This is a genomic window from Pseudarthrobacter woesei (genome assembly GCF_055412745.1).
This window is the reverse complement of the sequence record NZ_JBVAYU010000006.1, coordinates 249,734-269,949: the sequence shown is the minus strand read 5'-3', so window position 1 is coordinate 269,949 and position 20,216 is coordinate 249,734. Positions and strand designations below refer to the sequence as shown.

General features: G+C 67.8%; 15 protein-coding genes. 6 read left to right on the top strand and 9 right to left on the bottom strand.

The features are described 5' to 3' along the window. Nucleotides 1–526 precede the first annotated feature (526 nt). The 4 genes from ACZYZE_RS11320 (at nucleotide 527) to ACZYZE_RS11305 (ending at nucleotide 6,107) form a co-directional block, all read left to right on the top strand. Nucleotides 527–814 carry an HU family DNA-binding protein gene (locus tag ACZYZE_RS11320; RefSeq protein WP_011776355.1) on the top strand — a complete coding sequence of 96 codons (288 nt, stop codon included), beginning with the start codon at nucleotides 527–529 and terminating at the stop codon, nucleotides 812–814. A gap of 121 nt (nucleotides 815–935) precedes the next feature. Continuing rightward, nucleotides 936–3,095, top strand: a complete 2,160-nt coding sequence (locus ACZYZE_RS11315; RefSeq protein WP_463907733.1) for a bifunctional copper resistance protein CopD/cytochrome c oxidase assembly protein — start codon at nucleotides 936–938, stop codon at nucleotides 3,093–3,095. Further along, nucleotides 3,095–5,053 (top strand): NHL domain-containing thioredoxin family protein, encoded by a 1,959-nt coding sequence (locus tag ACZYZE_RS11310; protein ID WP_463907731.1) that lies wholly within the window; start codon nucleotides 3,095–3,097, stop codon nucleotides 5,051–5,053. Before ACZYZE_RS11315 ends, ACZYZE_RS11310 begins: the two co-directional genes overlap by 1 nt. 172 nt (nucleotides 5,054–5,225) lie before the next feature. Beyond that, a complete protein-coding gene (locus ACZYZE_RS11305; RefSeq protein WP_463907729.1) occupies nucleotides 5,226–6,107 on the top strand; it encodes a type IV toxin-antitoxin system AbiEi family antitoxin domain-containing protein in 882 nt (293 codons plus the stop codon). 56 nt (nucleotides 6,108–6,163) lie between these two features. Here ACZYZE_RS11305 and ACZYZE_RS11300 read toward each other — a convergent pair whose 3' ends face one another. The 4 genes from ACZYZE_RS11300 to ACZYZE_RS11285 all read right to left on the bottom strand — a co-directional run bounded on the left by ACZYZE_RS11300 (nucleotide 6,164) and on the right by ACZYZE_RS11285 (nucleotide 10,622). Beyond that, entirely contained in the window at nucleotides 6,164–7,156 is a 993-nt protein-coding gene (locus ACZYZE_RS11300) for a hypothetical protein (protein WP_463907727.1), read from the bottom strand. A gap of 90 nt (nucleotides 7,157–7,246) precedes the next feature. After that, nucleotides 7,247–8,935: a helicase HerA-like domain-containing protein gene (locus ACZYZE_RS11295; protein WP_463907725.1), complete on the bottom strand. Its 1,689-nt coding sequence runs from the start codon at nucleotides 8,933–8,935 to the stop codon at nucleotides 7,247–7,249. A gap of 64 nt (nucleotides 8,936–8,999) precedes the next feature. Then, entirely contained in the window at nucleotides 9,000–9,701 is a 702-nt protein-coding gene (locus tag ACZYZE_RS11290) for a type 1 glutamine amidotransferase domain-containing protein (protein WP_459319884.1), read from the bottom strand. 51 nt (nucleotides 9,702–9,752) lie between these two features. Continuing rightward, nucleotides 9,753–10,622 carry an aldo/keto reductase gene (locus tag ACZYZE_RS11285; protein ID WP_459319883.1) on the bottom strand — a complete coding sequence of 290 codons (870 nt, stop codon included), beginning with the start codon at nucleotides 10,620–10,622 and terminating at the stop codon, nucleotides 9,753–9,755. A 96-nt stretch (nucleotides 10,623–10,718) separates the two neighbouring features. Between ACZYZE_RS11285 and ACZYZE_RS11280 the strand changes: the two genes are divergently transcribed. Both ACZYZE_RS11280 and ACZYZE_RS11275 read left to right on the top strand, forming a co-directional pair. After that, nucleotides 10,719–11,528, top strand: a complete 810-nt coding sequence (locus tag ACZYZE_RS11280; RefSeq protein WP_463907723.1) for a glycoside hydrolase family 25 domain-containing protein — start codon at nucleotides 10,719–10,721, stop codon at nucleotides 11,526–11,528. 151 nt (nucleotides 11,529–11,679) lie between these two features. Next, nucleotides 11,680–12,669 carry an LLM class flavin-dependent oxidoreductase gene (locus ACZYZE_RS11275; protein WP_463907721.1) on the top strand — a complete coding sequence of 330 codons (990 nt, stop codon included), beginning with the start codon at nucleotides 11,680–11,682 and terminating at the stop codon, nucleotides 12,667–12,669. 6 nt (nucleotides 12,670–12,675) lie between these two features. Here the strand turns inward: ACZYZE_RS11275 and galK are convergent, their stop codons facing one another. From galK to ACZYZE_RS11250, 5 genes are read right to left on the bottom strand one after another with little or no spacing between them, the layout of a single operon-like run. Next, nucleotides 12,676–13,848 (bottom strand): galactokinase, encoded by a 1,173-nt coding sequence (gene galK / locus ACZYZE_RS11270; protein WP_463907719.1) that lies wholly within the window; start codon nucleotides 13,846–13,848, stop codon nucleotides 12,676–12,678. Then, on the bottom strand, nucleotides 13,845–14,945 hold the full coding sequence (galT, locus tag ACZYZE_RS11265) for a galactose-1-phosphate uridylyltransferase (protein ID WP_459319879.1): 1,101 nt from the start codon (nucleotides 14,943–14,945) through the stop codon (nucleotides 13,845–13,847). Before galT ends, galK begins: the two co-directional genes overlap by 4 nt. 1 nt (nucleotide 14,946) lies before the next feature. Next, entirely contained in the window at nucleotides 14,947–17,256 is a 2,310-nt protein-coding gene (locus tag ACZYZE_RS11260; RefSeq protein WP_463907745.1) for an alpha-galactosidase, read from the bottom strand. Between the two features lie 58 nt (nucleotides 17,257–17,314). Then, nucleotides 17,315–18,112: a DeoR/GlpR family DNA-binding transcription regulator gene (locus ACZYZE_RS11255; protein ID WP_463907717.1), complete on the bottom strand. Its 798-nt coding sequence runs from the start codon at nucleotides 18,110–18,112 to the stop codon at nucleotides 17,315–17,317. A 9-nt stretch (nucleotides 18,113–18,121) separates the two neighbouring features. Then, nucleotides 18,122–20,215: a beta-galactosidase gene (locus ACZYZE_RS11250; protein WP_463907715.1), complete on the bottom strand. Its 2,094-nt coding sequence runs from the start codon at nucleotides 20,213–20,215 to the stop codon at nucleotides 18,122–18,124. Nucleotide 20,216: the final 1 nt, after the last annotated feature.

Below are 20,216 nucleotides of genomic sequence, written 5' to 3'. Positions count from 1 at the left end.
CCACAGCGCCGATGGTACTGCACCCGGGAGGGTGTGGGAGAGTAGGTCACCGCCGGACACTATTTACAAAATAGTGGTCGAGAGCCTCCAGACACAGTCTGGAGGCTCTCCCGCATTTAACCCCCCAACCCCAAAAGCGGAACACAAGCCGGCCCGGCGTCCTCCCGCAACCTCTCCCGCAACCTCACCGGACACCGCCACAGAGCGTGCCGGACCTGAGGAAGCGTCGCCGTGAACCCGGCCGAACCTGAGGGAGGATCGCCCCGCACGCCGCGGAACCGCAGGCAGCGTCGTGGAAGGGTGCCTGGGTAGTACAGTGGAGCGCCGCCGGCGGCGCTTCGGTGCCGTCCGCTGTCGGCGAAATATCACCTCCTAAGTCCCCGATTCCCGTGAATTTCCCCAAAAAAGGCCGAAAACACGCGGAATTTGCCACCTCCACGGCGCCAAGCTGGTAAGTTTTCGAACAGTGGCTTGTGCGCATGCCGTGTGCAGGCTCCAGAAATCATGACCGTCCAGGAGGACATAAATGGCTAAGAACCGTAGTGAACTTGTTGCAGAGGTAGCAGGCAAGGCCGGCACCAGCCAGGCAGCCGTCAACTCCGTGCTGGATGCACTGTTCGAGGTCTTCGAGACCTCTGTCGCCGCAGGCGAAAAGATCACCATCCCGGGCTGGCTCGCAGTTGAGCGCACCGACCGTGCAGCTCGCACGGGCCGCAACCCGCAGACGGGCGAGACCATCCAGATCGCCGCCGGTCACAGCGTCAAGCTGACCGCCGGATCCAAGCTGAAGGCTGCTGTCGCCAAGAAGAAGTAGTCTTCTTCGAACGCCTCAAAGGAGCGGCAACCTTAGGGTTGCCGCTCCTTTTGCATTTCGCGCAGTGTGCGGTTACCTGCGCCGATTCGGCGAGCAGGCAGGCGTAGCGGACAATGGAGCTGTGCCTTCCGCAGCAAATCCCCGTACCACAGCAGCCCAGCCAACCCCGCCTCGGGGAGCGCGAGGCCGTGCTTCCGGCCCCGGCGGGATCCCCCCGATCTGGCAGCTGGCCGGCCTCCTGGCGCTGTTTGTGGGCCTCGCAGCGGCGCTGCTGTTCTCCGGGGCCGCAGCGTCCCGCCAGGTCTCAGACCCCGGCGCCCTGGTTCGCTGGGGACTTCCCGTCAGTAAAGCCGTCCACAACGTGTCCCTGGCCACCGTGATCGGCGGGCTGCTCTTCGCCGTCGGCATCCTGCCACGGAGCCTCGCACGTTCGCGGTCCAAGGACAAAGACAGGGACAAGGACGCACCGGAGCATCCCGCGTTCACCCGCGCCCTGACCTTGGCAGCAGCGGCCGGGGCCGTCTGGACCCTTTCCGCGATCGCCGTGCTGGTGTTGAGCTACTCGGACATCGCGGGCCAGGCAATCTCCGGGGATCCCGAGTTCACCCGGTCCCTGGTCTACTTCATGACCGATATCGAGACCGGCCGGGCCTGGCTGGCGGTCGTTATCATCGCAGCCGTCGTCACCACCGCGCTCTTCGGCGTCCGCTCCCGGGGCGGTCTGGCAGCAACCCTGGTGCTGTCCCTGATCGGGCTGGTGCCGGCCGCGCTCATTGGCCACTCCGCCAGTTCGAATGACCACGAAGGCGCCATCAACTCACTCGGCCTGCACCTCGTGGGCGTCTCGGCCTGGGTAGGCGGCATCATTGTGCTGGCACTGCTCTCCGGAGCCTTGACCGGAACCACGGCCGGTGGCAAAGCGGACATCACCGAGCCCACGCTCCGCCGGTTCTCCTCGCTGGCAGGCTTCGCCTTCGTCCTCGTCTTCGCGTCCGGCGTGATCAATTCCGCCATCCGCATCACCAGCTGGGGCGACCTCTTCGGCTCCGCCTACGGGCAGCTCATCCTGGCCAAGGCCGCCGCGACCCTCGTGCTGGGCGGTGTCGGGCTCATGCACCGCCGCTGGGTCATTCCGCAGCTCGGGAGCCAGGGCGGTGGCCTGCCCGCCCGGCGAGTGCTCTGGCAGCTCGTCGTCGTCGAACTGCTGGTGATGGGGGCGACGTCGGGAATCGCCGTCGCGCTGGGCCGTTCGGCGCCGCCGGAGCCCACCGCCTTCGCTCCCGACGCGACTCCGGCCTTCATCCTCTCCGGCTACGATCTTCCGCCGGAACTCACGCCGGAGCGCTGGCTCACCGAGTGGCGCCTCGACTGGCTCTGGGTCGCCGTCGCGGTTTTTGGACTCGTGACTTACGTCCTCGGCCTCCGGAAGGTGCTCAAGCGCGGCGACTCCTGGTCCTGGTTCCGTGCCGTCAACTGGGTGATCGGACTGGCCGTCCTGACGTACGTAACCTCAGGACCGCCGTCGGTCTACGGCCGGGTGCTGTTCTCGGCGCACATGGTGGATCACATGGCGCTGACCATGGTGGCCCCCATCTTCCTCGTCCTCGGCGCGCCAGTGACACTGGCGCTGCGGGCACTGACGCCGCGCAGGGACAGCTCCCGCGGGCCACGCGAGTGGCTGCTGGTCTTCATCCACTCGAAGTTCTCCCAGCTCGTGACGCACCCGCTGTTCGCGGCTGCGAACTTTGCCGGTTCGATCGTCCTGTTCTACTACTCGGACGCTTTCGGCTACGCCATGCGCGAGCACGTGGGCCACGAGCTGATGAATCTGCACTTCGCCCTCACCGGCTACATCTTCGTGCTGACCATGATCGGTACCGATCCCCTGCCTCGGCGCGCGCCGTACCCGATGCGGCTGCTGCTCCTGCTGGCCACGATGGGCTTCCACGCCTTCTTCGGCGTCGCGATCATGGGCGGCACGGGACTTCTGGCCGCGGATTACTTCGGCAACCTCGGCCGCACCTGGGGCCCCTCCGCCCTGCTGGACCAACAGATGGGCGGCGCGGTGGCCTGGGGCATCGGGGAGGTGCCCACCCTGCTGGTGGCAATCGGTGTCGCCGTTATGTGGTCCCGCTCCGATGCGCGCGAGTCCAAACGTACCGATCGGGCGGCGGACAGGAATAACGACGCCGATCTCACTGCTTACAACGATATGTTTGCCAAGCTGGCCGAGCGCGACGCCAGGCTTGCCGAACACAATTCAAAGCTGGAAGGACGCTGATGACCGAAACCGTACGCACCCACCTCCGGGTCCGGGCCTCCGAACTCGTGGGCCGCAACTGGCTGAATACCGGCGGCAAGTCACTGGACCTCGAATCCCTGCGCGGCAAGATTGTGCTGCTCGACTTCTGGACTTTCTGCTGCATCAACTGCCTGCATGTCCTGGATGAACTCCGCCCGCTTGAGCAGCAGTACTCCGAGGTCCTGGTGACGGTCGGCGTGCACTCGCCCAAGTTCGAGCACGAGGCCGATCCGGTGGCCCTGGCCGCGGCCGTGGAACGCTACGAGATCCGCCACCCGGTCCTGGACGACCCCGAACTGGACACCTGGAAGGCCTACACCGCCCGCGCCTGGCCCACGCTGGTGGTCATCGATCCGGAGGGCTACATCGTGGCGCACCTCTCCGGCGAAGGCCACGCCGACGGCCTTGCCGTACTGATCCCCGAACTGATCGCCGAGCACGACGCCAAGGGTACCCTGCACCGCGGCGACGGCCCCTATGTGGCGCCGGAGCCGACGTCGGGCACCCTGCGGTTCCCGGGCAAGGCCTTGTACCTACCGGCCGGCCGCGGGGTCGGAACAGCCACGGAGTCGGGCTCCTGGCTGGTCACCGACACCGGCCACCACCGCCTCGTGGAGCTCTCCACCGACTTCCAGACCGTGCTGGCCAGCTACGGCTCGGGCGACAAGGGCCATGCCGACGGCAACGCCGCAACGGCCCGGTTCAACGAACCCCAGGGACTGGTTCTGCTCCCGGAAGATGTCGCCGCCGAGGCCGGCTACGACGTGGTGATAGCCGACACCGTCAACCACCGCCTCCGCGGGCTCTCCCTCGCGGACGGATCCGTCCGCACCCTGGCGGGCAACGGCGTGCAGCGGCTGCTCGAGACCGGCCCGGCGCGGGTCGACGAGGAGGGCGCCGCCTATGGTGCCCGGCTGGAAGCGGATCCGCTGCAGGTTTCGCTGAGCTCGCCGTGGGACGTCGTGTGGTCCGCCAGGCTCAACGCCGTTGTGGTTGCGATGGCCGGTGTGCACCAGATCTTCAGTTTCGCCCCGCTCTCCGGCGCGGTGTCCATCATTGCCGGCAACGGCCTCGAGGGACTCCTGGACGGCCCGGCCGCGGAAGCCTGGTTTGCCCAGCCCTCCGGCCTCGCCGAGGACGCGGACGGCAACATCTGGGTGGCGGACTCCGAAACGTCGGCCCTGCGCAAGCTCGTGGTGGACGACGGCGGCATCACGGTTGAGTCCGCCGTCGGCAAGGGGTTGTTCGATTTCGGCTTCCGCGACGGCGCCGCCGCCGAAGCTCGGCTGCAGCACCCGCTCGGCGTCACCATACTGCCGGACGGTTCGGTGGCGATCGCGGACACCTACAACGGTGCAGTCCGCCGCTACGACCCCGCCTCGGGCACGGTCTCCACGCTTGCGCGCGGGCTGTCCGAGCCCTCCGACGTGATTGTGGACCACACACACGTTGCCGGCGCCGAGCCGCTGCTGGTGGTGGTCGAGGCCAACAAACACCAGCTGGTGTACGTGCCGATCCCCAAGGAAGCCCAGCAGGTGGACGAGGGCGCGGCCCAGACCCACCGGCCTAAGAGCCCCGTGGCCCCGGGCCCGCTGGAGCTGACGGTCCGCTTCACCGCGCCCACCGGCCAGAAACTGGACGACCGTTGGGGCGATCCCACCCAGCTCAAGATCTCCTCGACCCCGCCGGAGCTGCTGGTTTCCGGGGGCGGGACCTCCGTGGGCCTGCTCCGCACCCTGGAACTGGCTTCCGACGTCCCCGAGGGCGTACTGCACATTACTGCCCGGGCCGCGGCCTGCGACGGCCCCGAGGACGCCGAAGGCGAGATCCCGGACCACGCCGCCTGCCACCTGTACCAGCAGGACTGGGGCATCCCGGTGCTGCTGCAGGCCGACGGGGACTCCGAGCTGGTGCTGGACCTGCGCGGAATGGACTAGGCGGGCTCTGGTGCTGCGCCGGACTGGCCCGGCTTTGGCGGCCAAGTCCTTGGATTTGCGCGGCAGCTCGGTCACGGTCCGATCATTGACGGGCCAGTCCAGCCGCCAAGGCTTGTCCACATAGGGCCGAGGCTCCCTGTTGCGGCACACGGAGTCCCTGCATATTGGGTCCATGGATCCTGTGCAGATACTCGGCTCTGTGGGCGGGGTGGCACTCACCCGCGAAGTTGTGGCGAGAGGCGCGGGCGAATCGGCCATCCGAAGCGCCGTCCACAGGGGAGAGTTGGTGAGGCTGGAGCGAGGAGTCCTGGCGCTTCCCGGCACGGACCCCGAACTGGTAGCCGCCCGGCGCTCCAGGGCGTTGCTGACGTGTGCCTCGGCCGCCCCCCGGTTCAGCCTGTGGCTCTTGAACGCTGCAGTGAAGCCACACTACTGGCACAGCAACGGCCGGCGGTCCGGTTCCTGCGTCAGCCACCGCATGCCGTTGACACAGCCCGGAGTCACGGGAGCCGTGGCCGCCCTGCCCGATGTCCTGCTGCACGCGCTGCTCTGCCTGCCGCCGCTTGAGGCGCTGGTCATGGTCGAGAGCGCCTATGGTCGAGGAGATATCGACTTGGGATTCCTGCTCCGGCACTTAGTGGGAAACCGGTGTGGCCGGGCCCGGGACGTGGTGGCAAGAGTCGAGCGGGGTGCGGATTCCCTTCTTGAGACGCTGGCACGTGTGCTCTTCAGAGATGCCGGAATTACGACCGAGACGCAGGTGTGGATCGACGGGGTTGGTCGGGTGGATTTCCTCCTGGAAGGTTTCCTCATCGTCGAGATTGACGGACTGGCCTTTCACCTTGAATCACGGCAGTTCAAGAAAGACCGGCGCCGTGACAACTCGGCGGTGGTGCAGGGACTGCCGGTACTCCGATTCTTCTACGCCGACGTGGTCTTTTCCCCCGAGGTAGTCCTGGCGCAGGTACGGGAGGTGCTGGCGCGGGGATCGCTGAGGTGGCCGCAACTGAACCGGCCCAGTTTCGAAGCCCTTGGGTCCGGAGAGTGGCGCTAACGCGGCAACAGGGTGGTCAAAACCGGGCCAGTCCGGCCGCCGCAGGCCCGGCCGGATCAGTAGCTCAGGAGCGGGGTGAGCTTTACGGTGTCGGCGACGATGTCCAGTCGGGTGGTGAAGCTGAAATCGTGGACAGCGTTGAGCTCAGTGACGGCTCCGGTGAACAAATCCACCTGGCGTGCCTTGATCTGCGCCTTGCCGTCCAGCGGCGCCACCACCCAGCGACCGCCAAAGGGTTCAATGCTCACCGCCGGGTACTCGGTGATGCTCCAGTCGATGGTGCCGTCAATCACGCGGTTGTTGGTGGCGTGATAGAACGGGCAGTCCGGCTGGAGCTGCTGCTGCTTGTCGGCCGTTTCCGCGCACGTGTCCAGGAACTCCTTGACCTTGCCGCCCACGGCGTCATTCAAGCCGTCGGTGGCTTCGGTGAGCAAATTCAGCGGAGCCGCGGGGACGTCCCGGCCGGACAGGGTGGCGCGGGTTGCCGGCGCGGAGAAGTACTCGCCGTTCAGCGCGGCCTCATACTCGCCCGGGTAGAAGGCGGCGAAGGAGTTGCGGCCGTTGGGCATGTTCACCGGCACGCCGTTCAGCGTGGCCTCATTGGCGTTGACGACGGTGACGTCCAGCACCGGCAGGGCGGCCGGGACGAAGGCCCACGTGTGGAAGAACAGCCACTCCGTGCCGGACTTTTCAAGCAGGAATTCGGTCCGCAACTGGCTGCCGTCAATCGTGTAGTCGATCGGCACCATGACCTGGCTGCCGCCGCGGTCCTCGGCCTTGCCGTACTTCACGCCGCTGATCCGCGAGGCAGCCGTCTGCAGCGCCGTGCCGTCCAGCATGGCGGCGTTGCTTTGCGGCACCGAGGCCCGCAGGAGGCCGAGTGCTTTTTCGCCCTCGCCCTTCTGCAATGCGTCCAGATACTCCCGGACGGGCTGCTGCGGGCTGGCGACGGAATCGTTAACCACGTTGACCGCGACGACGGCTCCGGCCACGGCAAGCATCAGGCCCAGCAGCCACCCGGCTGCGATCCTGACCAACCCCTGACTCATTTGCACGTACCTTACGTTACCTGCACCCCACAGGATTCCCCTTGTCACGCCAGCCCCATGTGACGCGCACCGCGTACCCGCCCTGAAGCGCTAGCGGCGCCGGCGCTTCGGGGCGGTGCCGAAGACGCCGCGGAGCAGTTCCCGGCCGAGCTGGCTGCCGAGCGAACGTGCCATGCTCCTGAGCCCGCCGCCGAGGGCACCCCCCAAGGCCCCGGCAAGGCCACCGGCCATTCCGCCGCCGGTGTCCTGCGGTGCCCGCCCCGGCGCCGGCCGTTCGGCAGCGCGCTCCGGCGCCGGCGCAGGCCGGCTGCTCGGGCGGCCGAGGATCTCCTCCTCGATCCGCCGGGCCTCGGCGTCGACGTCCTCGGGGTTCCCGGTGCCGCCCGGAGCGGCCGGGGCAGTGGCAGCCGCGCCGGTGCCGGCGGCAGCCCTGCCGCTGATCTTCTCGTAGGCCGAGACATTGTCCACCGCGGTGCCGTACTTGGGGAGCACGGCGGAGCCGGCCACGGTGCTGGAAACCAGGGCGTCGCTGCTGGGGCCCATGACGGATTCCGGCGCGCGGAGTCGGGTCAGCGCCACGGGGGTCGGGGCGCCTTTCTCGTTCATGACCGTGATGACGGCCTCGCCGATGCCCGCGGAGGTGAGTGTTTCCTCGAGGTCGTAGTCGCTTATCGGAAAGGTGGAGACGGTCGCCTTGAGCGCCTTGGCGTCCTCGGGCGTGTAGGCCCTCAGGGCGTGCTGCACCCGGTTGGCGAGCTGCCCCAGGACCTCGGCCGGGACATCCCTGGGCGTCTGGGTGACGAAGAAGATGCCGACGCCCTTGGAGCGGATCAGCCGCACGGTGGTGGTGATCGCGTCCAGAAAGGCCTTCGAGGCGCCGTTGAACAGCAGATGCGCCTCGTCGAGGAAGAACACGAGCTTGGGCTTGTCGAGGTCGCCGGCCTCGGGCAGCTCGTCAAACAGATCCGCGAGCAGCCACATCAGGAAGGTGGAGAACAGCATCGGCTTGGTCTGGAGGGTGGGCAGTTCCAGGCAGCTCACGACGCCGCGGCCGTCCGGGGCGGTGCGCAGCAGTTCGGCGGTATCGAACTCGGGTTCGCCGAAGAACTTCTCCATGCCCTGTGCCTCGAGCGTGATCAGCTCGCGGAGGATGACGCCGGCGGTTGACTTCGACAGCCCGCCCAGGTCTTCGAGTTCGTCCTTGCCCTCGTCCGAGGTGAGGAACTGGATGACGGCCCGCAGGTCTTTCAGATCGATGAGTTCGAGGTCGTTCTTGTCCGCGAAGTGGAAGACCAGCTGCAGGCTGGATTCCTGCGTGTCATTGAGCTCCATGATGCGGGACAGCAGGATGGGGCCAAAGGAGGTGATGGTGGCGCGGACAGGAATGCCGTTCCCGTCGCCGCCGAGGGCCAGGAACTCCACCGGGAACGTCTTGCCGGACCACGCCTGGCCGATGCTGTCGGTGCGGGCCATGAGCTTCTCGGTGCCGGTGGCGGCGGTGGCCAGCCCGGAGAGGTCGCCCTTGATGTCCGCCAGGAAAACCGGCACCCCGGCGGCGGACAGCTGCTCCGCCATCATGTGCAGGGTGACGGTCTTTCCGGTGCCGGTCGCGCCGGCCACCAGGCCGTGCCGGTTCATCATGGCCAGCGGAAGCCGGACGGGGGCGTCCTTGCGGACTTCGCCGTCGATGATCGCGGCGCCCAGCTCAATCGTGGGGCCCTCGAGGGTGTACCCCTTCTGGATGGTGGCGACTTTATCTGCGGTGGATTTGATGGCCATGCGGACAGCTTAGCCGGGTCCGGCAAGGCCTGACCCGGCTTCGGCGGGTGTTGTTTCGGCGGTGCTATTCGGCGAGGGCTTTGAGGACTTCCTTCGCGACGTCCTCGCTGGACTGCGGGTTCTGCCCGCTGATGAGGTTGCGGTCGCGCACCACATGGGAGCTCCAGGCGCCGGCGTTCTCCACGAGGACGCCCTTGTCCTTCAGGGCGTCCTCCACGAACCACGGCGTGTTGGGGCCGGTGCCGCCGTTGAGTTCCTCCTCGTTGGTGAAAACGGTGAGGCGGCGGCCCGCGAACGCGAACGCCCCGGCGTCATCCGTGGCGCTCAGCAGGGCCGCGGGGCCGTGGCAGAACGGGGCGATGACCTTGCCGGCCCTGTCCGCCGCGACCAGGAGCCTGCCGAGCTCGGCGTCCTGGAAGAGGTCCGTCATGGGGCCGTGGCCGCCGGGCAGGACCACGGCGTCGTAGGCTGCGGGGTCGATGTCGGCCAGCGCCAGGGGTGCGGACAGCTCGGCGTCGATCCCGGACAGGTACTTCCGGAAACCATCGGCGCGGTCCTGGCCGCCGGCGGATTCGGCGGCGAGGCTCACCTCGTCGACCGTGGGCTTCGCGCCGCCGGGGGTCGCGAGGTGGACGGTGTGTCCGGCGTTGAGCAGGGTCTGGTGCGAAACCACCAGTTCCTCCGCCCAGTAACCGGTGGGGTGTTCGCTGCCGTCACGCATGGTGAGGGAATTTGCGGCGGATACGACCATCAGAATGTTAGCCATGTCAGGCTCCTGTTCTGCCGGCCAGGCGGCCGGCGGGGTAGTGGAAAAGGTTTAGTGTGCAGCTTCGAGTTCGGCGTAGGTGGCGTCATCGAGGACGACGCCGGCCGCGGCCAGGTTCTCTTCGAGGTGCTTGACCGTGCCGGTGCCCGGAATCGGCATCACGACGGGCGAGCGGCGCAGCAGCCAGGCAAGGGCCACCTGCGCGGTGGTGGCGCCGAGGCGCCTGGCCGCCTCATCCAGCGGGCCGCCGGGCCGGGCCGGCTCTCCCGCGGAGATGGGGGCCCAAGGGATGAAGCCGATCCCGTTTTCCTCGGCGTAGTTCAGGACGTCCTCGGAGCTGCGGTCCGTGAGGTTGTAGCGGTTCTGCACCGTGGAGACCGTGAAGTACCTTCCGGCTTCCTCGAGTTCGGCCACGCTGACCTGGGACAATCCCAGGGCCTTGACCTTGCCCTCCTTCTGCAGATCGCGGAGCACGGTGAACTGCTCCTCCGGGTCCACCTTGGGGTCGATCCGGTGCAGTTGCAGCAGGTCCAGCGAGTCCACCTTGAGTTTGCGCAGGCTCAGCTCGGTCTGCTGGCGGAGGTATTCGGCGCGGCCCAACGGGACCCAGACGTTGGGCCCGGTGCGGGTGAAGCCCACCTTGGTACCAATCCGCAGCCCCTCCCGGTATGGGTGTAGGGCCTCGGCGAGGATCTCCTCGCTGATGTTCGGCCCGTAGGAATCGGCGGTGTCGATGAAGTCCACGCCGAGCTCGACGGCGCGGCGGACGACGGCGATCGCGGCCTTGCGGTCCGCCGGCTCGCCCCAGACGCCGTCGCCGACAATGCGCATGGCGCCGAAGCCAAGCCGGTGCACAGTGCCGAGGTCCTTGAGATCGATCGTGGCGGATGATCCCGGATGATGTGAGTTGTCATGGCTCATAGGGGCGGCAACTCCCTCAGCCTGCTGAGTATTCCATCCGCCGACGCTCACGGCGGGTTTCCCGGTCTTAGCCGGCGCCCGGAAGTAAGCTGGGGCATGGCTACCCTGGCATTGAAGAAGCTTGTTTCCGCCGCCATCACCCTGGGCCTTGTCCTGCTGGGCGCCGCACCGGCCTCCGCCGCGCCGCCCCGGATATCCGATCCGGTAGGCATCGACGTTTCCTGGCCCCAGTGCGGCAAGACCCTCCCCATGCAGCCCGCCTTCGCCATCGTCGGGGTGAACAACGGCCTCGCCAACACCACTAACCCGTGCCTGGCCGCGCAACTCGCCTGGGCCAACACCGCACCGAACCCGGCGCTCACCTCCCAGCCGCGGGTGGCGCTCTACGTCAACACGGCCAACCCTGGCCGGCAGGGTTCGTGGTGGCCCACTTCGAACCACTATGCCGGCGCAGACGTTGCCAACCCGTACGGTGCCTGTGGCAGCGGACCGGACGATTTCAAAGCCTGCTCCTACATGTACGGCTACGCGAAGGCCTACGACGACGCCACAATCCGCGGGGTCGGCAACCCGGAGGGCTACTTGTGGTGGCTGGACGTGGAGACCGGAAACAGCTGGCAGGCGGACACTGCAGCCAACGTCGCCGACCTGGAAGGAATGGCCGCCTACTTCAAGAGCATCGGCGCGAAAGTCGGCCTGTATTCCACCGGCTACCAGTGGAGCCGGATTGCCGGGACGGTCCCGGCAAGTAGCCCCCTCGCGGGCCTGCCAAGCTGGCTGGCGGGGGCGCGGTCGCTGGCAGGCGCGAGGTCCAACTGCTCTTTGCCGGCACTCACCCCGGGCAGCCGCGTCGCCCTGACCCAGTATGTCTCCGGCGGGCTGGACTACAACTACCCGTGCAAGTGACGCGGCGTCCGCATCAATAGTGTCGCTAGAACGGCTCTGCAGAAATATCCCGGAGCCCGGCGTCGTTGTGGCCAGTGTGCGCGTGCCGGAGGCCGGTGCGCCTGCTGAAGACGCTAAGACACTGTCCCGCAACGAAAGGCCGGCTTTTTCCGTGACTGTTCCGCTTTCCATTCTTGACCTGGCAACCATCGGCAAGGGCCAGACGGCGGCAGAGAGCCTGGCGGGAAGCGTAGCCATGGCGCAGCTCGCCGAAAAGCTGGGGTACCGGCGGGTCTGGTACGCCGAGCACCACAACATGTCCGCGATCGCCTCCTCGGCCACCAGCGTGCTGATCGCCCATATCGCCGCGCAGACCGGGAGTATCCGCCTCGGCGCTGGCGGCGTGATGCTGCCCAACCACTCGCCGCTGACCATCGCCGAACAGTTCGGCACCCTCGAAACCCTGCACCCTGGACGGATCGACCTGGGCTTGGGCCGCGCGCCGGGCAGTGACCAGAACACGCTGCGGGCCCTGCGCCGGGATCCGATGTCCGCTGACAGCTTCCCGCAGGACGTGCTGGAACTCCAGGGCTACCTGACCGGCCCCACCCGCATCCAGGGCGTAGAAGCCACACCGGGCAAGGGCACCAACGTGCCGCTGTACATTCTCGGCTCCTCGCTGTTCGGAGCAAAACTGGCCGCGCAGCTGGGATTGCCGTACGCCTTCGCCTCGCACTTTGCGCCGAACGCACTCCAGGACGCCGTCGCCGTCTACCGCCGCGACTTCCGGCCCTCCGCGCAGCTGGACGCCCCGCACGTGATCGCCGGCGTCAACGTGATCGCGGCGGATTCCGCCTCCGAGGCGCAGGAAATGTTCCAGGCCACCAAGCGGGCCCGCGTCTCGCTGTTTTTCGGCAACGGCAAGGTGTTCAGCGATGACGAGGCGGACCTGATCCTGGATTCGCCGCAGGGCCAACACCTGGCACAGATGATGAAGTATTCCGCCGTCGGCACCCCGGACGTTGTCCTCGACTACCTGGACACGTTCACCGCCCACGCCGACGCCGATGAGCTCATCGTGGCGCACCAGAGCACAGGCGCCGGGGCGCGGCTTCGATCCGTGGAACTGCTGGCCCAAGGCGCCGGACTCGTGCGGGTCTAGGCGGCCCTACCGCTCCTTGCGGGCACCGGCGGCCGCGCTCACCGGAAAGATCTGCGGTGCAGTAAATCCGGCGGAGGCGAATTCCCGGGCAATACCCTCCGCTACCCGGCCCGCGTCGCCGTCCCGGACCAGGGCGATGGCGGCTCCGCCGAAGCCGCCGCCTGTCATCCGTGCCCCGAGCGCACCCAGCTCCTGGGCGGTGACGACGGCGAGATCCAGCTCGGGGGTTGAGATTTCGAAGTCGTCGCGCATGGACACATGCGATGCGTTCAGGAAAGGTCCGATGGCGGCAGGACCAGCGGTCCGCAACGCGGCAACGGTGTCCAGCACCCGCTGGTTTTCGGTCACGACATGTCGGACCCTGCGGTAGGTCTGCTCGTCCAGGAGTTTGGCCGCGCGGGGGAGGTCCATCCCACCGAGGTCACGCAGCGCCTTCACGCCCAGGACACGGGCGCCCTCCTCGCACGAGCGGCGGCGGCTGGCGTACCCGCCGTCGGCGTGGGAGTGGCTGGTGCGGGTGTCGATGACGAGCAGGCCGAGCCCGGCGCCGCGGAAGCCAAGCGCAACGATCTCCGTTTGCAGTGAGCGGCAGTCCAACAGGATACCGTGGTCCGGCGTGCCCAGCAGCGAAGCGGACTGGTCCATGATCCCGGTCGGGGCCCCGACGACGACGTTCTCGGCCAACTGGCCGATCCGGGCCAGCTCCTGCCGTCCCAGCCCGAGTTTCCACAGCTCGTTCAAGGCCAGGGCTACTGAGCATTCGACGGCGGCCGAGGATGACAGCCCCGCCCCGGCCGGGACGTCGGAGCTTAGGGCCAGATCGACGCCGGTGAAGGCCGCTGCGGGGGCGGCCTGCGCGAGTGCCCAGACCACACCGAGGGGATAGGCGGACCAGCCGGTCAAGGAGCCGGGATCCAGCCCGTCAAGGCTCGTCTCCACCACTCCGGGGTAGGCGCTGCTGGCGACCCGGAGAATCCGGTCCGTGCGGGAGCGCGCCGCCACGACCGTGCGCTTGTCGATGGCGATGGGAAAGGCGAAACCATCGTTGTAGTCCGTGTGCTCGCCGATGATGTTGACCCGGCCCGGTGCGGACCACAGGCCGGCCGGCTGGACACCGAACTCCTTGGCGAAGAAGCCGGTCCCGCGCTGCAGGAGATCCTGGGGTGAAGATCCGGTCATGGCTGAATGGCTTCCTTGAGTCGGGCGGCGGCGGTTTCCGGCGGGATGTCGGCGATGAACGCGCCCATCGCCGCCTCCGAACCGGCAAGATACTTGAGTTTGTTTTCTTCCCGCCGGGGCGAGGTCAGCTGGAGCATCAGCCGGATATCGTCCCGGTGGGCCCGGACCGGGGCCTGGTGCCAGGCGGAGATATACGGTGTGGGCGTCGCATACAGTGCATCCACGCCGCGCAGCAGACGGCCGTAAAGCAGGGCGAACTCATCGCGTTCCGCGGAACTGGTGGCCGCCAGATCGGGAACCTGGCGGTGCGGGAGGATATGGACTTCCAGCGGCCAGCGCGCCGCGAAGGGGACGAAGGCTGTCCAGTGTTCGCCCTGGAGCACCACCCGCCCGGACTTCTGCTCGAAGTTGAGGACGTCCTCGAAGAGTGAACTGCCGTAGCTCTCCAGCGAGCGGATGAGTTGTTGGGTGCGCGGTGTGATGAAGGGGTAGGCGTAGATCTGCCCATGCGGGTGGTGCAGCGTCACCCCGATCTCCTCTCCGCGGTTCTCGAAGGGAAACACCTGCTGGACGCCAGGCATGGCGGAGAGTGCCGCCGTCCGGTCCGCCCAGGCCTCCACTACGGTCCGCATCCGGGACAGCGACACTCCGGCGAGCGATCCGGTGTGTTCGGGGGAGAAGCACACGACTTCGCACCGGCCCACGGACTGCAGCCGGCGGCCGAGCCCGATCCGGGACAAATCGTCGAGCCCCTCCGGTCCGTCCGGACCTTCCAGAGCCGGCCCGAAAGACGGTGATTTGTTCTCGAATACCGCAACATCGTAAAGGCTGGGGACTTCGGAGGGGTTCTCCGCCGAGGCCGGCGCCAGCGGGTCCAGATGCGCCGGGGGCAGGACCACGCGGTTCTGCCGGGCCGACGCCACCGAAATCCATTCGCCGGTCAGGACGTCCTGGCGCATGGTTGCCGTGGCCGGCCGGGCCGCCGGTTCGCGCAGGTCCGGTGACCGTTCCGGGGACAGCGCGGTATCCGCATCGTCGAAATAGATGATGTCGCGGCCATCGGAGAGCTGAAAGGACCGCTTGGCGATCTTGGCCATGCTAGAGGCCTTTCCCTGCGTCGGTAACTTCGTGGGGAACCGCGTCGGCAGCGGCGTAGCGGCCCGCAGCGCTATCTGCAGAAACTGCCCGGACATACAGCAATACGCCGTGTTCCGGGTTGAGGACCGGCATCGGCAGACCGGATTCGGCCAGGAAACGGCCGGTCGCCTCAATACCCGAGGCCAGCCAAGCGGGCGGGACTATCTGGGTGAAGGTATGCCCGGTCCCGGCACCCGGGTAGGCAAGCCGCACCTGGTATTTTCGCTCCGGCCGCAGCCCGGGCAGCGCCACCCGTCCCGGGACTTCGGCGAACGACGTCGCCACCGACACCAGCGCGAACAGCGCTTCGGCGCCGTCGTGGGAGACAACGCCGTGCAGCATCAGGGAGGGATCCGGCTCGTCGGCCCGCACCATCCGGCCGCTGTGCAGCAGCGCCCGGTGTTCCTTGTAGGCCGCTATCGCGGCCGCCAGCTCGCGGCGTTCGCCGTCCTTGAGCTGGCGGATGTCCCATTCCAGGCCGAAGTGGCCGAACATGGCCGTGATGGCGCGGAAGGACAGCTCGTGGGTGCGTGCCGTGGTGTGCGAGGTGGTGGGCCCGATGTGCGATCCCACGAGCTCCGGCGGCACCACCACTTCGGTCCAGCGCTGGATGGTCTGGCGTTCCAGAGCGTCGTTGCAGTCCGAGGCCCAGACCCGGTCGGTGCGTTCCAGGATGCCCAGATCCACGCGGCCGCCCCCGGAGGAGCAGCTCTCGATCTCGACCCCCGGATGGGCCTTCCTCAGCTCATCCAGCAGCCGGTACACGGCCAGCGTCTGGGCATGGGCGGACGGGCTGCCGTCGTGGCCCATTTCCGTCAGGTCCCTGTTCTGGTCCCATTTGAGGTAGCTGATCCGGTACTCGCTCAGGAGCGAGTCCAGCCGGTCAAAGATGTATTGCCAGGCCTCCGGGTTGGCCAGGTCCAGCACCTGCTGGTGCCGCCAGCGCTCCGGCAGCCGGCCTGGTAAGGCGAGCCCGGGGGAGATCGGTCCCGGGCCCGAGATCCAGTCCGGGTGGGCACGGGCGAGGTCCGAGTCCTCGTTGATCATTTCCGGCTCGACCCACAGGCCGAATTCCAGGCCGTGCGCGGTGACGGCGTCGATCAGGGGGGTGAGCCCCGCCGGCCAGAGCTGTTCATCGACGTACCAGTCGCCGAGCCCGGCGCGGTCGTCGCGGCGGCCCCGGAACCAGCCGTCGTCGAGGACAAAACGCTCGACGCCGAGATCCGCGGCGGATTCTGCCAGCTCCAGCAGAGTGTCGAGCCGGTGGTCGAAGTACACCGCCTCCCAGACATTCAGCACCACCGGGCGAGGCTTGCCTGACCGGCGGCCGGGATGGTGCGGGCGTCCGCGGAACCACGCATAGAACGCGTCGCTGATGCCGTCCAGCCCGGTGTCCGAGTAGGCAGCGAAAAGCCACGGCGTCTCGTAACTGCTTCCGGCGTTCAGGGTGACCTCGGCTGAGCCGAGCAGCTCCGAGGCCCCGATGATCGAGCGGCCGTCGCCGATCGTTTCGACGAAGCTCTCGTGGTTGCCGCTCCAGCCCAGGTGCACGGCCCAGACCTGGCCGTGCCGGTTGCCGAACCCAGGGGTTCCCGCGGCGAGCAGCAGCGGGGAGTCGTGACCCGTGCGCCCGTGCCGGCCGGAGCGAACCCAGGTGCCCTGCCGCATGGGCAGTCGCTGGGGGTGGGCCTCGCGGCACCAGCGGCCCGTCAGGTCCAGGATTTCCGTTGCGGCACGCCCCACGGGCAGCACCGCCGCCAGTTCCTCGAGCCGGTAGCTGTCCGGGCCCTCGTTGCTCAGGCTGTGCCGGAGTTGCAGCAGCCCGCCGTCGTTGATCCTGATCTCGGTGCTGACGCTGATCCGGGCCACGGGGTCCGACTGCGTGATCACGGCCGAACATTCCGCCGTTTCGTCCTGCACGGTTCCCTGCTGCGTCGTGCCGTTCTTCGCCGTCACAGACACCACACGGAGCCGGGCAGAGAACGCCTGGCCGTCCCGGTGGCCGCGGAGGCCCGGACGTCCCCGCCAGCCGGAGGAGGCCTGCGGGATCAGGCCCAGTGTCACGGGAATGTCCAGGGACGAGGGGGCAACAGGATCGACCAGCAGCGAAAGGTCCGGAAGATCCGGGCCAAGATCGGCGCCGAAGTGCAGCACAGCCGGCTCGCCGGCGCTGAAGTCGACGAGTACGGAGGTGCCGGAGCGCCTCAAATACAGCGGTGCGTGCGCTGGCTCCGGCGGAGGGGCGTTCTCGGACACGGTGGTCGGGTTCAGGTGGTTCACGGCAGCTCCAGGCTTGTCGTTGGCATCGGGTCAGGTGGTGCGCGGCCGGTCAGCCTGCGGCGGCACTGGTGGCGGTCCCCATGCTAGCCAGCCGCAGCCGTCCGACGCGTTCGCCGAGGATGCGCCGGGCCTCGCCGCCGAGCCCCTCGTCGGAAATGAGCTCGTCGGCTTCTTCGAGGGTGGCGATGGTGCTGATGCCCAGGGTGCCCCACTTGGTGTGGTCGGCCAGCACCACGACCCTGCGGGCCGCGGCGACGAAGGCCCGGTCCGTTTCGGCCTCCAGCACGTTCGGGGTGGTGAAGCCCGCGTCGGGATCAACGCCGTGGACGCCGAGGAACAGCACATCCAGATGCAGCTGTTTAAGCGACGAGGTGGCCAGCGGTCCCACCAGGGCATCCGAGGGTGTGCGTTCGCCGCCGGTCAGGATCACCGTCGAGGGGGAAGCGCCCTGGTGGAAGACATCGGCGATCCGCACCGAATTTGTCACCACGGTGATCCGGGGCCCGGTGGAGAGCAGCTGGGCCAGCGCCCAGGTGGTGGTGCCCGCGCTGAGACCGACCGCCATGCCCTCGCGCACCTGGGCAGCCGCTTCGTGCGCGATCGCCATCTTCTCCTCCGGCAGTTGCGTCACCTTCAGCTCGAACCCGGGCTCGTGGGTGCTGGCACCGCCGGGCAGTTTAGCCCCGCCGTGGATCTTCTCCACGGCGCCCGCCGCGTCCAGCGCCTCGATGTCACGCCGGACGGTCATCAGGGATACGCCCAGCAGCTTCGCGAGGTCGGCGACGCGGACGATCCGTTCACGCTGGACCTCCGCGATGATGGCTGAGTGGCGGGCTGCGGCTAGCATTTCTCGTCCTTAGTGAATTGACTGGCTTGTTGAAAGAGGACCGCGGGAGCGGACCACCGCGACGGCGCCGGCTGCCAGGCTGAGGCCGCCGTCGACTTCCCCGCCGCTGATAAGTTCTACACCCGAAAGCGGCAGCCGGACGTCGTCCGTGCCGTGGTTGATGCAGAACGTCCAGTCCGTGCCGTCCTTGCTGCGCCGGACAACTTCCACATTGGCAGGAAGATCAGGCACAAGAGGCTCCACAGCCGCATCGGCGCACACTACGGGAAGGAACCCGGCAAGGCCGTCCGCTGACAACGAGGTGGCCACGTAGTAGGCGCGGCCCTTGCCGGCGTGGTTGCGGGTCACCGCCGGGGAACCGGCGACTGGGCCTTCCTGCACCTGGGCGAGCACCTCGGCCGTGGTTGCCCGGCCGAGTTCGCTCCAACAGGACCCGGCGCCGAAGGCGCTGAGCGGGACCGATTCTCCCTCTCGCAGCGGGAAGAACTCTTCCATCCGCACGCCCAGCAGTTCACTGAAGGCCCCGGGGTAGCTGCCAAGGCGGATGTGGTCATTTTCGTCCGCGATGCCCGAGAAGTACGTCACGATGAGGTGGCCGCCGGACCTGACGTAGGCGTCCAGGTTCGCCACCCCGGCATCCGTGACGAGGTATTGCATCGGCACCACCACGAGACGGTAGCCGGAAAGGTTGTCCGTGCTCTGGCGGAAGTCCGTCGGGATGCCGGCACGGAAGAACGCGTCGTGCCAGCGCCGGGTTTCCGCGATGTTTGAGGAATCCACGCTCGGGTGCGAATCCAGTTCCGATGCCCAGCGGGCGTCGGTGTCATGGATGACGGCGACGTCGACGCTGCCGGACGCGCCGGTCACTACGGAGCCGGCTACCCCGGCCAGGCTGCGCAGCGTCTGACCCAGCTGGACAACTTCCCGCCAGACCTTGGTGTCGGTACCCCCGTGCGGCAGCATCCCGGAGTGGAACTTCTCCGCGCCGGCCCGGGAAGCCCGCCACTGGAAGAAGAGCGCGCCGTCCGCGCCGCGGGCGACATGCTGCATCGAATTGCGCAGCATTTCTCCGGGCGCCTTGGCGATATTGCGGGGCTGCCAGTTAACCGCAGACGTGGAGTGCTCCATCAGCAGCCACGGCCGGCCCTGGGCCCAGCCTCGGGTGAGGTCGGCCGTCGCTGCGAGCTCCTGGAAGTTCCGCGGGTCGTCCGCGATCAGGTAGTGGTCATTGGAAACCACGTCCATCTGTTCGGCCCAGCGCCAGTAGTCCACGGGCTGGTGCAGGCCCATGTTGAAACCCATGAAGTTCGTGGTGACCGGATGCGGCGAGTGGGCACGGATGATTGCCGCCTCGGCCTTGTAGCACTCCAGGAGTTCGTCCGAGGAGTACCGGGCGAAATCCAACTGCTGGGTGGGATTGACCCAGGTGCCTGAGGTTCGCGGCGGCAGGATCTCCTCCCAGGCATAGTAGCGCTGGGACCAGAATGCGGTGCCCCAGGCGTCGTTCAGGGCCTCGATCGTCCCGTAGCGGTCTTTCAGCCAGGTCCGGAAGCCTGCGGCGGCACCGTCGGAAAAGTCGGGCTGGTTGTGGCAGCCGTACTCGTTGTGCACATGCCACATGACCACCGCGGGGTGATCCTTGTACCGCAGCACGATCTGCTCCGTCAGGGCGGCCGCAGCCCGGCGGTAATCCGGGCTGGAAGCCGCAAAGGCCTGCCGTGAACCATAGCTGTGGCGCACGCCGTCGGCCGTCACCGGCAGGGACTGGGGGTACTTATGGCTGAACCACGGCGGCGGCGAGGCAGTGGCGTTGGCCAGGTCCACCCGGATCCCGTTGGCGTGCAGCAGATCCAGCACACGGTCCAGCCAGCCGAACTCGTAGACGCTCTCGGACGGTTCCAGCAGGGACCAGCTGAAGATGCCGACGCTGACCAGGTTGACGCCGGCCTCGCGCATGAGCCGGACATCCTCGTCCCAGGTTTCTTCCGGCCACTGCTCCGGGTTGTAGTCCCCGCCGAACGCCAGCATCGGGGACCCCTCGGAGCCCAGGCGGGCGGTGATGTAGTCCATGCAGTTGTCGTTGTGGTTGGTGTTGAAGTCCACG